The 12,911-nt window shown below is 38.7% G+C and carries 11 protein-coding genes; all 11 read right to left on the bottom strand.

Features of this window, described 5'->3' with window-relative positions:
* Nucleotides 1–9: 9 nt before the first annotated feature.
* A complete protein-coding gene (locus tag ABC255_RS21600) occupies nucleotides 10–1,206 on the bottom strand; it encodes an acyl-CoA dehydrogenase family protein (RefSeq protein WP_412996780.1) in 1,197 nt (398 codons plus the stop codon).
* 189 nt (nucleotides 1,207–1,395) lie between these two features.
* Nucleotides 1,396–2,895 (bottom strand): FAD-dependent tricarballylate dehydrogenase TcuA, encoded by a 1,500-nt coding sequence (tcuA, locus tag ABC255_RS21605; protein ID WP_412996782.1) that lies wholly within the window; start codon nucleotides 2,893–2,895, stop codon nucleotides 1,396–1,398.
* 76 nt (nucleotides 2,896–2,971) lie between these two features.
* The gene (locus tag ABC255_RS21610; protein WP_412996783.1) at nucleotides 2,972–3,925 is read right to left on the bottom strand and encodes a VOC family protein; all 954 of its coding nucleotides are present in this window, start codon (nucleotides 3,923–3,925) and stop codon (nucleotides 2,972–2,974) included.
* Between the two features lie 24 nt (nucleotides 3,926–3,949).
* On the bottom strand, nucleotides 3,950–4,789 hold the full coding sequence (locus tag ABC255_RS21615) for an alpha/beta fold hydrolase (protein ID WP_412996784.1): 840 nt from the start codon (nucleotides 4,787–4,789) through the stop codon (nucleotides 3,950–3,952).
* A gap of 301 nt (nucleotides 4,790–5,090) precedes the next feature.
* Nucleotides 5,091–6,413, bottom strand: coding sequence for an MFS transporter (locus ABC255_RS21620; RefSeq protein ID WP_412996786.1), 1,323 nt, complete (start codon nucleotides 6,411–6,413; stop codon nucleotides 5,091–5,093).
* A gap of 196 nt (nucleotides 6,414–6,609) precedes the next feature.
* Nucleotides 6,610–8,463: a V4R domain-containing protein gene (locus ABC255_RS21625; RefSeq protein ID WP_412996788.1), complete on the bottom strand. Its 1,854-nt coding sequence runs from the start codon at nucleotides 8,461–8,463 to the stop codon at nucleotides 6,610–6,612.
* 116 nt (nucleotides 8,464–8,579) lie between these two features.
* Nucleotides 8,580–9,356 carry a 2-keto-4-pentenoate hydratase gene (locus ABC255_RS21630; protein ID WP_412996790.1) on the bottom strand — a complete coding sequence of 259 codons (777 nt, stop codon included), beginning with the start codon at nucleotides 9,354–9,356 and terminating at the stop codon, nucleotides 8,580–8,582.
* A 31-nt stretch (nucleotides 9,357–9,387) separates the two neighbouring features.
* Nucleotides 9,388–9,867, bottom strand: coding sequence for a flavin reductase family protein (locus tag ABC255_RS21635; RefSeq protein ID WP_412996792.1), 480 nt, complete (start codon nucleotides 9,865–9,867; stop codon nucleotides 9,388–9,390).
* Nucleotides 9,868–9,909: 42 nt separating this feature from the next.
* Nucleotides 9,910–10,863: a VOC family protein gene (locus ABC255_RS21640; RefSeq protein WP_412996794.1), complete on the bottom strand. Its 954-nt coding sequence runs from the start codon at nucleotides 10,861–10,863 to the stop codon at nucleotides 9,910–9,912.
* 66 nt (nucleotides 10,864–10,929) lie between these two features.
* On the bottom strand, nucleotides 10,930–12,123 hold the full coding sequence (locus tag ABC255_RS21645) for an acyl-CoA dehydrogenase family protein (RefSeq protein ID WP_412996796.1): 1,194 nt from the start codon (nucleotides 12,121–12,123) through the stop codon (nucleotides 10,930–10,932).
* Nucleotides 12,124–12,156: 33 nt separating this feature from the next.
* Nucleotides 12,157–12,816 carry a GntR family transcriptional regulator gene (locus ABC255_RS21650; protein ID WP_412996797.1) on the bottom strand — a complete coding sequence of 220 codons (660 nt, stop codon included), beginning with the start codon at nucleotides 12,814–12,816 and terminating at the stop codon, nucleotides 12,157–12,159.
* Between the last annotated feature and the right edge of the window lie 95 nt (nucleotides 12,817–12,911).

The raw sequence follows: 12,911 nt of genomic DNA on the forward strand, positions 1-12,911 counted from the left end.
AGGAGTATCCTAGTATCTTAGTGCATTTGATTCTAAGCCTGCTAAAACGCGGCCATAATTTTCTTTGGTGATTAACGGTGAAATCGTTCTGTGTGAGTAGAGCGTCCAAAAATCACGGAAAATTCTTTGCAGCGGGTGACCTTCATATACGTAACCAGAACCGCTGGCTAGAATTAAAATATCGAGTGCTTCCTTACTTACTTGATTGGCATAACCGATATCTGCTAATGCCTTAACTCGTGCTGGCTTATCCATGAATTTACCGCTGGCAGCCCATGCATCTAGCTCATCCGCCACACGGTAATAATGCATGGAAGCGGTATCAATTTTCAAAGCAGCATCCGAAAGTAATGCATGGAGAGTCGGTGAATCAATTAAATTTTCTACACCAATATGGGCAGCTTTTCGATTAGGCAGTACTTGCTGGAAAAATTCTAACGCTGCCTTTACCAATCCTAAGCCTGGTAATGCTAATGAAAGGGATAACGCTGGAAAAAGTGCCGTATTGTAGAGCGGGATATCGCGTAAATGATCTGATTTAAATTGTCCATTTAGGACTTCTGCAAAAGAAACGACTCGGTGTTCTGGGATAAATACGTTTGTCATTTTTACACTGTTACTCCCTGTACCCTTCAAGCCCATAACATGCCAGTCATCCATAATTTCAACTTCTTCAAATGGCACTGTCATTAAGGCTTGATCCACAAGGTTTCCTTCATCATCCCTGATTACCATACCGAAGTATCCCCAAGTCGCATGAAGCGAACCCGAGCAGAACATCCAGAACCCTTCTTCAATTAAATATCCACCGTCCACTTTTCGGGCAATACATTTTCTAGGTTCGTATACACCTGCAAAAAGGACATTATCTTCATTCTCTCCAAAGATTTCTTGGTGCGTTTTTTCTGTAAATGATTCGGCTACCATAAGTTCCCGAATTGCACAAAGCGAAAGGATCCAGCCTGTCGAAGCACAGCCGCGAGAGATTTCTACAATACAATCAGAGTAAGTTCTCATGCTAGTTTGATAGCCACCATAAATTCTTGGGCGAAGTAACTTAAAAAGACCTGCTTCTTTTAAATCATTCATCGTTGCTTCAGGTATTCTGCGAATTTCTTCTGTTTCCTTAGCTCTTTCTTTTAGCTTAGGAACGAGGGATTTAGCTTTATCTACAAGATACGTGTCACTATAGGTAACCTTTGTCATGGTAAAATCTCCTTTTCAACTTTATTTCAGCTTATTCGTTTAAGTTCTTAGCTAAATTTTAGAAAATTACAAAATCATTTTAAAGGGTAAAAAACTTTCAACTTTCAAACATTTTTAGATAATTTTTATTAGTTTTTGAGTTATTATTTTAAGGTTTTGTCCACAAGACTAGTAAATTGTACAGAATTTTTACGAATTGATGATTTCCTTGGCTTTAATAAATTGTGCTGCCTTCTCACCTGCAATTTTTCCAAACACAGACCCAGCCATTAAACCTGCTCCACCTGGGTAATTAAAGTAGAATAATCCTCCAACTAATTCACCTGCCGCATACAATCCTGGGATAGACTTGGATAGTACATCTTGTACTTCTGTCGCGGGGTTAATTTTCAAGCCTCCAAAGGTAAAGGTAATACCGCAAGTAACGGAATAGGCTTCAAACGGACCGTCCTCCAATGTGTTTGACCAATTTGATTTGCGCACCGCTAATCCTTCTGTACATCTGCCGTCCTTGATATTTGGATTAAATGGGATATCCTTCCGAATAGACGCATTGTATTCTATAACTGTTTGTAAAAAACCTGCAGAGTCCACACCTTCAAGTTTTTCCGCTAATTCCTCTAGTGTATTTGCTTTTACTTTTGTTACTTGCCTGCCCTTGTATTCTTCTCGTAATAGACGAGATACCTTTTGATCAAAAATTTGCCATGCAAATTGTCCTGGCTGTTCAAGGATTAACCTTCCATATTTTGCATAGGTGTAATTTCGGAAATCCGCCCCTTCGTCCACAAAGCGCTTTCCTTCTGCGTTTACCATAATTCCAAAAGGATAGCTAAGCTTCTGAAATCCTTCTGTAAATTCGGGAAGATACCTGTCGCCGCCGACAGAATGACAGCCTGACCAATTTCCAGTGGCAAGGGCACCAATATTTAATGCCATTTGTATACCTTCTCCAGTGTTAAAACGGCTCCCTCTTGCATGGGCCAAGTCCCATTTGGGTCCTAAATACCGTGTCCGCATTTCAGGATTTGCGTGAAAGCCTCCAGAGGCCAAGATCACGGCTTTGGCATGTACCTTTGTTGTTTTGCCATTGTGCTTAAAAATCACTCCATGCGCGCCTTCGTCATCATGGATCAGCTCAGTCGCCATGGCATTGAATAGAATTTGAACACCTAAAGAAGATGCTTCTTTATGCAGGGCTTCCACTAATCCAGGTCCACCACCTACCGATTCAACAATCATTCCCCCCCAGAACTTAAATTTACCGTCTACCTTAAAGGCTTGACGACCATATATAGGTACCCAGCGTACCTTGTGGGAAGTGAGCCATTTCATCGTTTCAAAACTTTTTCCTGTTAAAATTGAAGCTAGTTCCGGGTCAGTCCGGTAATTGGTGACACGGCACATATCTTCATAGAATTCTTCCTCAGAGTAGACCCCAAAATCTGAAGACTCAATATCTTCTGGTGATAGGTCAGGCATGATTTCCTTTAAATCTTCGACACCATCATAAGCAAACCGGATGGACCCATGTGTATAGGTGCTGTTTCCGCCTTTTTCAGCTTCTGGTGCTTTTTCAAGGACCAGGACATTTGCTCCGTTTTCCCTTGCTGAGATGGCTGCACACATAGCAGCATTACCTGCACCCACTATAACGACATCTGTTTCATAAATTTTGATTTCACTCATAACTATCTGCCTCACTTTTTTAAGAAAATGTCTTTGAAAAAAGCTGACTCAAGTACTTTTGAGTCAGCCTTCTAATTTAAGCCTCTATTGTAGGTTTGTTCTTTTCTTTATCGCTGACGGATTCACCCCAATAGGTGTTAGCGATAGAATGATCTTCCTCCGTCCATTCAACAGGCTCCCAATCAGGTTCAAAAATTAAATAGGAATTACTAAACAATTCAACGCGGCAGCCACTTCCTGGGTCAAGTACATATAAGTATAAAGCTTGAGAAACGCCGTGTTTTCCTGGACCAATAAACTTAATTCCTTCTTCAGCTAAAATATCTGCTGCCCGTAAGACATCCTGAGCGTTATCCAGCCAATATGAAATGTGGTGGAGCTGGTTTGGCGTTGGTGCCTGTGGCCTTGATATAACGGCTATGTCGTGAACGAGAGGTGTCACACTCATCCAGCCGGCCATGGTTGTTTCATTGTTATACCTAACATATTCACGAAGCTTAAAGCCTAATTGAGCTCCTAAGTAGTCAAGGATTTCTTGGACATCCATGGATGTGGCGATATTTACATGGTCAAATCTTCTTGGTGAACAGCCACGGGCCCATGCCTTGTAGGTTTGATTTTTCAAGACGGAACGTCTTTTTTCGTCTGCTTGAGGTTTTTCTACATCATAATAGATCTCAAAGGAATGCTGACTTGGCAGTTTAAAGCGAATCGCCCGTCCTTGACCAGTCTCTTCTCCTGCTTCAATCCACTTTACTTCTGTTCCAGCCTTCTCAAGCAACTGTGCAAAACCTTCTACATCTTCCGGACGTTTCGTTCTCCAGCCGATATGATCTACGTATCCTCTATTTCCTGCAGTTAAAGAAAGGGAGTGGTGTTCAAAATCTCCCCATGCCCGTAAATAATACGTACCGTTTACTTCCTCCGTTACTTCTAAGCCGATTACATCACGGAAAAACCATAGTGATTTTTCTAAGTCGGGAGTAACGATTGCCACATGCCCTAACTTCGCAATTTCAGGTAAAGTCATCTTTTTTTCCTCCTTTTGATTTTTTTAGATTCTATCTGCAAAATAGTTCTGAATTAAGTAATTAAAGCTTTCCTGCTTTTCAATTTGCGTCCAATGGCCGCATTTACCGTATACATGCAGCTGGGAGTTCGGCAAATGTGAGAGTAAGTAATAGCTAGATTCTACGGAGCAAACCATGTCATCCCGCCCATGTACAAGTAGAACAGGATTCTCAATTCTTCTTAATGCTGTTGTTGGGACTGGTACAGCTGCTGTTGCGAATATGGAATCATTTGAGATACGGACTTCTGGCTTCATAGCTGTTTCATATCGGTAATCTGTGATTGCATCGATTATTGGCGCCATTTCCTCTGCATCATATACAAACCAGCTCATAATTTGACGCAATTTCTTTGGTGACGGATTGTCATAAAATCCTTTCGCACGGGCTAACTCTGGACTTACTTTGGTATTAGGTGTTCCTCCTGGCCCCATTAACACCACCCGGTCAAATCGTTCAGGATGTTCTAATAAAAGCTCAAGTGCAATGGAACATCCCAACGAATTCCCTACTAAATGGGCCTTTTGAACACCCAAATCATCTAGAAGCTCCATAAGTTGAGTTACCCATAAATCCATCCACTCTTGCCTATTCTTAGGCAAGGTTTCCGGATGACTGCTGTTGCCAAAACCTAAAAGATCTGGAGCAAGACAGTCATACGTCTCAGAACAGTCTTTCAAAGCATAACGCCAGTTCGCAAACGATGTAACACCTGGTCCGGAGCCATGTAAAAATAAAATCACTTCTGAATTGCCTTCACCTGCACGATTTAGATATGTTTCATAGTTAGCAGTTTTAATTGATTGTTGAGTTATGTTAGTCAATTTACAATTCCTCCTTGAAGAAATAAAGTTTTTTAGAAAATCCCCACACGGTTGGAACCCCTTACATTTTTAAATTTGACATTATTCATAGTAAAGTTTATCTATAACTGAAATTTTAGAAAATTTAATCGTCTATTTCTAGAATAAAAAGTATTTGATTATTAGACTTTTTTTAGTAGATTTTTATTGGATTATTGACAAATCAACTAAACATTTCAGCTATTTGAGTGTCTTTTTTCCATAAAAAAAGCCCAAAGCGGGCTCAAATATTATGGAGATTCGATTTATAACTTCGTTTAAATCAATTCGGGATCTCTACTGCTCCTGTATCGGCTAGGTCTTTCTGGTCATTCTTAACGAACCTTAGGGTAAATAGAGTAATTAAACTGACAAGTAGGCATCCAGCAATGATAAACATCGCCTGTTTAAAATCGAAAATGCCCATTAACATTGGCCCTAAGAAACCACCTAGTGAAGATAATGTGCTTACTAAAGCAATCCCAGCAGGTGCCGTTGATTCCGAAAAGAAGAAAGTGATATAGGCATAGAATGTTCCGGATATCCCATATAGCCCGGCGGAAGTAACTGATAGCATTAAAACCATCATCGGCACACTTGAAACGGATGCACATCCAATGAACCCAATCATGGCAATTGACACACATGCACCTAAATGCAATTTATGCCTGCCCGTTCTATCTGCATTCCAACCTGTAAAAAGAATGGATGGAATCGCGATAATAGAAGGAATCATTGCCAGCCATCCAATTTGCAAATTAGTTGTTTCAGAAGATGAAAGTGATTTAATAATCGTAGGCATCCAATAAGATAGTGCATTCACCGCAACAAATCCAGCAATATTAAATAAAGCTAATTTCCATACTTTCGATTCCATTAACATACCAAGATGTGATGATTTATTTAATTTTGCACTTAGTTTTCTTTCTTTAACAAGCTCATCTTCAAGCCAATTTTTTTCTATTTCTGTTAACCATATAGCGTTAACAGGACGGTCAGTCAAGTAAAATAAAACCACAATACCTAATAGGACTGCAGGTATGCCCTCTAAAATAAACATCCACCGCCAGCCCGCTAATCCTCCCCAAGACACAGTATCCATGATCCAGGTAGAAAGAGGCGCACCAATTAATGCACTTAATGGCAAGGCAACAAAAAAGAGAGCTGTTGCCTTGCCTCTTTCACGGGCTCTAAACCAATACGTTAAGTAAAGAATGATTCCTGGGACAAACCCTGCTTCTGCAGCACCCAATAAAAAGCGTAAAATATATAAGTGAGCCGCAGATTGGATAAACCCCGTTAATACGACCACAATACCCCAAGAAATCATAATACGGGCAATCCAAAGACGTGCACCCACTTTGTGTAAAATCAGGTTACTTGGGACTTCAAAAAGGAAATAACTGATAAAAAATAAACCAGACAATAATCCAAACGCTTCAGCCGTCAATGCTAAATCTGCATTCATCTCTAAAGCTGCATATCCCATATTCACCCGATCCAAAAAAGCAATGACATACAGAATTAAAATAAACGGCAGTATTCTTCTCATTGTTTTCTTTAAAGTACTTCTTTCAACGGTATTAATAGCTGTAGCTTGATTCAACAATATCCCTCCCAGATTCTTGTATCAAAAAAGAAAACCCTTACATTTATTAATGTTAGAAAATTCTAAATATATAAACTAGAGTAAAATTCATTGGATTTTCTACTATTTTCAACTAGTTTATATTGGTATTTTGATACTTCATCTAAAAAGGAGTAATATAACATAAACGCTTGGGTTACTTAACTCACTATTTTTATATTTCTAGTTCACCCAAAGCTAACAGTGAATCTAAAATCAATAGTAACTGATAGCTTTGTGATGAATCTCGTAGATCTTTATTGATTAGATTTTCAATCTTGTTAATTCGATACATGAGACCACTCATTGATAATGACAAATCATCCATGGTTTGTTGCAGTTTGCCGCCATTTGATAAAAAAACATAAAGTGTTTTCAATAATTCCTTTTGTTTGCCTTCTCCCAATTTATAAAGCGGTCCTAATTCTTGTTTCGCAATTTTCTTGATCCCGCTGACATTTTTTGAATTTATTAAAATACCCACAATTCCTAAATCTTTAAAATGGATAATTTTCTTCTCCGTTGACATCCTCAGGCTGATTAAGGATTCATCCAAATGCTCCAAAACATGTTCAATTTCCTCAGCTTTATCACTAATTCCAATTTTATAGTTGTAAAATGAATGAGTCGTTTCAATATGTTTTAAAACTCTTTCCATATTAGGAAGTATGTTAGACAACTCAGGTATCAGCATAATAATTTTACCTTCATATTGACCGATGAGTGCTTTATATCCCTGAATGTCTAGGTACTTAGCCATTGATTCTAAAATTTGTTCATAGTCATTGCTGTCTTTTGCTGTCTTGCCATTCTCTTTATAGTCGATTGCGGCAATATAAAACGGAGTTTCAAGGTCCACCCCCATATAACGCCCGCGATTGATAATTTCTTCTCTAGAAGAGTACTGTCCTTTTAAAATTTGTTCCAAAAAATATCCTTTCATTTTTTCAAGCGCTTCAAAACTTGTCTTTTCATTTAAAAGGTATAAAGAAGCTGCATTCGCTACCCGCTCGATAAACATAATATTATTTTCAGAACTGTTTTCTGTTTCTTTTAAATAAAGAAATGTACAATATCCAATCACTTTTTTTTGTACAATAATGGGTGTGATGAGCCGTTCTTGGTTTTCTGTTTTTAGTCTTGTTGTTTCTTTAAATAGCGGAAGTGGTTTATTATTTTTTCTATTTTTTCTAATTAAGCTCTCTTTCAGTTCTTTACTCAAAGTGCTATATTCGTCTTCTTCCATTCCTGCGTAAACAATTTTTTGGAAGCTTAAATCCTCGATTGAAATCGGTATTTTTAATAATCCAAATGTGGAATCCGCAATATCTTGCAAATTGCTGCCGTTTGATATACTTTCGGTTAATTTTTTATGGAATTTGGAAACCTTATCGATATAATTTCGCTGTTCTAACAATTGCTCGTAGGTATATTCTAATTCTTCAATAATATTGATTTCGTGATAGAATTTTAGTTCTTCCTGAATCTCCAGCCCCCAATCTTCCTGGAGCTTCATCTCGAAACAGCATTCAGGGTCACCTTTGGCTACACAACTAATTTCCTTAACAATCAAACTCTTTTTACAAATCGTAGACATATAGCCGCTAGCATAACCCGTTAAAATATGGCATACAGGCATATCTGATTTTCCATGATGTTTAAGATGCTCCTGTGCTTCAAAGGAATTCATCCACTTCCCTTTGCCGCTGATTGTTTTTATATTTTCCGAATCAACCCATTCAATAAATCTTTCAGACTGGACATCTCCTATATGACCTGTACTTAAATGGAGCACGGCGGCTTGATTAATAAGATAGTCTATCGAGGTACTTGTTAACATGGCTTCTTCCGCATTACTGACACCCAAACTCCAGCCATAACGAAGCAAAAACCCTTTGGCCCGATTTGATCCTAAATTCTCGATTATGCCCTTACGTAATAAACCAAAGGCTCCTGTAGTAGTTAGAATTTTTTTATTTCCTTCTTCTATGTAGTTTGGTTCCAGTAGATTGCCTGAGTTACCCTTCATAAACTCACCTTTTCCCTCTAAAGATTAAGGATTTTGATTCTACAAAAATGCCAAAGCTTAAAATAAAGACTCCTTACATTTTTCATACAAGGAGTCTTAATGTTTATAACGTATTTTTATTTATTGAAGCTAGCGGTTACTGCCCCTATATGCTCAAATTCAGCTGTGAAGGTATCCCCATCTTCAATTGGTATGGCTTTTGATAGGGCTCCCGATAGAATAACTTCCCCGGCATAGAGAGAAATTCCGTAGCTTCCAAGTGCATTGGCTAACCAAGCCACCGCTTCTGCTGGGTGCCCCATCACGGCTGAACCAGCTGCTGAGTCCAAAAACTCACCATTTCTAGTTACAGTCATTTTTACCGCGGCTAAATCTAAATCATCTATTTTTGCAGTTGTTCTTCCAATAATTGCACCAGCGGATGAACCATTGTCTGCAACTGTATCTTCAAATTTGATCTGCCAGTCTTTTATTCGGCTATCAATAATTTCAAGGGCTGGAACAACATAATCCGTAGCTTCGATCACATCATTCATGGTCACACCAGGACCTTTTAAATCCTTATTCAAAACAAACGCAATCTCAAATTCAATCCTCGGCTGAATAAACTTATGAAGACTAATTGTCTCTCCCTCTCCATACATCATGTCATCTAGAAGATGTCCATAATCAGGTTCGGAAACATTCAGCATTTCCTGCATTGCTTTACTCGTCAGCCCAATCTTTTTTCCGACGACCACAGCACCTTTTGCTATCTTTTGATGAATTTGGAAAAGCTGGATGTTGTAAGCATCCTCAACTGAAATTTCTTCTGTAGAGGATGTGAATGGGGCAATCGGTTTTTTCTCATTTTCTGCTGCCATTAAAGCAGTTGCCGCTCTTTGAATATCCATACAACTGTCCCCCTTTACATTTTAGTGTTAATCATACCGTTACAGCTTTTTCTTCAGCTAAAGCCCGGTACTTTCCACTATAAAAAATTAGTGGTTCAGCGTCTTCTAAATGAATATCTGTTACTCTTCCAATGAATAGCGTGTGATCGCCTTCAAGATGTACTGCAGATACTTCACAGGCAATTTGTGCAACTGCGCCCTTTAGTACGGGCTTTCCATCTAGTCGATCAAATTCCACTTCGCGGTGTTCCTTCAACTGACCCGCAAAAATCATCGAAAGTTCCTGTTGGTCAGCAGCTAAAATATTAACTGAAAACGTTTGGCTTTGTTTAATTTTCTCAAGAATTCTTGCCTTTTCACCAATTGAGATTACTACTAGTTTTGGGTCAAGTGACACAGACATGAAGGCATTTGCTGTCATGCCATGCACATCTCCATCCACATCAGTAGCAATTACAGTTACACCTGTTGCAAATTTCCCCATCGCGGTCCGAAATTGACGATCATCCATTTTACTAACCTCTCTCTTCTATAAAGTTAATCTGCTATACTCTTAAGCTTCAATGGTCGGATTGTTTTCTGGTAACGTGTCTGTTTGATCACCCCAGAAGGTAAATCCTACATCCATCTCGTCTAACGTCCACACAATTGGCTCCCAGTCTGGTTCAAAAATCAAATAGCCATTTGTGAACAATTCTACGCGTACTCCACTTCCTGGATCGACCACGTATATATACATTGCTTGTGAAATACCATGCTTACCTGGACCTTTAAACTTGAGTCCATGTTCTGTTAAGATGTCCGCTGCACGCAGCAAATCTTGTGCATTATCCAGCCAATAAGACAAGTGGTGAATCTGGTGTGTAGATGGTGAGAATGGATCATGGCTTACGGCGATATCATGAACCAAAGGAGTTACGCTTAGCCATGCGCCAATTAATGATTCATCCGGAGCCTTAACGCATTCTCTCATTTTAAAACCTAACTTTTCCATTAAATAATCTGAAATCACATTTGCCTTTAATGATGTTAGAATGTTAACATGGTCAATTCTTCGCGGAGAACATCCTTTTGCCCAAGCTTTATAGGTCTGATTCTTTAACACAGAACGCTTGGAAGGCTCTGCTAATGTTTTTTCCATGTCATAGTAAATTTCAAAACGGTGTTCACTTGGCAATTGAAAACGAATGGCTCTTCCTTGCCCAGCTTCTACTCCTGCTTCAACCCAGCTTACTTCCGTACCGGCTTCTTCAAGCAAATGTGCAAATTGTTCTACATCTTCCGGACGTTTTGTTCGCCATGCAATATGATCAACATATGACTTTTCACCAGCAGTTATTGATAATGTGTGATGTTCAAAATCTCCCCATGCGCGTAAATAATGCGTACCATTTACCTCTTCTGTTTCTTCTAAACCAATCAGTTCCTTAAAGAACCAAAGTGATTTTTCAAGATCTGATGAAACTAAAGCTACATGTCCTAACTTTGCAATTTCTGGTAAACTCATGTTTTTTTCCTCCAATAAATTTTTATATTCGAATCTTCAGAAAACAGAAAGCCTTTTCATTTCAAGTTAGACAAAGTAAGTATTTGGTTCTTGGCCGCAAAGGACTCTTCCATATGTTTCGATTAAACTTGATGGTGTAATGAAACCATGTATGTGCATGGCGAAAAAGTCACGATAAACTAATTGTAAAGGATTATTATGGTAGGTAAACATGGACCCGGCTCCAGCAACTAGAAGATCAATAGCTTCCTTACATAATTGATTGACATAGCCGAAATCCGCCTTCACTTTTACTATTTCAGCACTATCCATTACTTCTCCAAGTTCAGCATAGCGATCAATTTTATCCACAGCACGGTATAAAAACATTTCAGCAGTATCAATTTTCAATTGTGCTTGGGCAACCTGATGATGTGTTATTGGTGCTTCATTTTGTTTATGATAAAAGGTGTTTCCAATTCCAGCTTTCGGAAGTCTTTCCATATAGAGGTCCATGGCTGCCTGTGCAAGCCCCAATGCCGGACCAACAATCGATAATGTTAGAGATGGGACAAAAGAGGATCTATATAATGAAACGTCTTTAAGCGGATCAATCAGGTAATGACCTTTGCTTGCTAAGCGATCCAATGATACACGGTGTTCTGGAACAAAAATATTTTGAATTCTACAGCTATTGCTGCCGGAACCCTTTAATCCCATAACATTCCAGTCGTCAAGAATTTCTATTTCCTCACGCGGCACCACCATTATGGCCATTTCCATTCCGCCATTTTCATCCGCTAATGGGAATCCAAAGTAGCACCAATCGGCATGTGGACTTCCTGAAACAAATGGCCACTGGGCTTCTTCTACAAAATATCCGCCTTCGACCTTTTTGATATTACACTTAATAGGTTTAAAGTTACCTGCTAAAACTACATCTTTACCTGTCGAATAAATTTCATTTAAGGCCTTTTCTCCGAATGTGTAAGAAATCATATAATCACGAATGTTGCTTAAGCAAACGAACCAACCGGCTGAACCGTTACCACGGGAAATCTCTGTTACAACTTCTGTAAACGCTCTCATATTTGTCTGATAACCGCCAAACATATGCGGCCTGAGAACCTTTAACAGTCCCTCATTTTTCAAATCATCCACAATCTCATCTGGAATTCTACTATTTTTATCAATATCTTGGCTAAACTCACGCAGTTTAGGTATAAGAGCCCTTGCTCTATCCACTAATACATTTTTCGTTTCCAACACGCTTTGGTTCATAAGTAAACCTCCCGTAATATGGTTACATACCATTTATATTTCGTTTACCACTTCCTGTGCGATACCCATATTCTGATATTTCTCGCTGACGCTTTCTGCAATACGAGTTAAATGTCTTTCCATTAGCTTTTTCGCTAGTTTAGAGTCTCTCTCTTTTAAGCTATAGTAAATCATCCAATGCTCCGCCTGCGATTGCTTTCTTCGATCCGGTGAAAATAACATTGCTGGATTACCAACATAGTTCAAGTAATCCCATAACTGATTGGCAAGACTGAAAGTATAGGATAACTTAGCAGCTTTATAAATTATCGTGTGAAACTCAATGTTGAGGTAAGCGTACTCTTCTTCAGAGATTACTAGATTATCCATTTTAGTCAAGATAGTATACATTTGCGATAGTTCTTGATCATTTAAATTTTTTATCGCATGCTCCGTCATTAATGCATCCAAGGTTGCACAGACCAATAATCGCTCCATGACTTCTTCCATCTCAGGTCTTTTAACAAAGACACCTACTTGGGGAATGATTGACAAAAATCCTTCCTCTGAAAGTTTTGTCATTGCCTTGTGTATGGGTGTTCGACTGATATTTAAATGCTCAGAAACTTCATTAACATTAATCGCTGTATCAGGTACCCAGACTCCATCAATAATTTGTCTTTTAATATAGCGATAAGCCTGATCTATTTTCATCTCAATACACCTTCAATTCTCATTTGTTGTCGTTACCCCTATAATATTAGTAATTACTCTAAGAGTCTATCACTTTCATACTGAGCTTATAGGAA

Source organism: Neobacillus canaveralius (genome assembly GCF_047237705.1).
In the GTDB taxonomy this organism is placed as follows: Bacteria; Bacillota; Bacilli; order Bacillales; family Cytobacillaceae; genus Neobacillus; species Neobacillus niacini_K.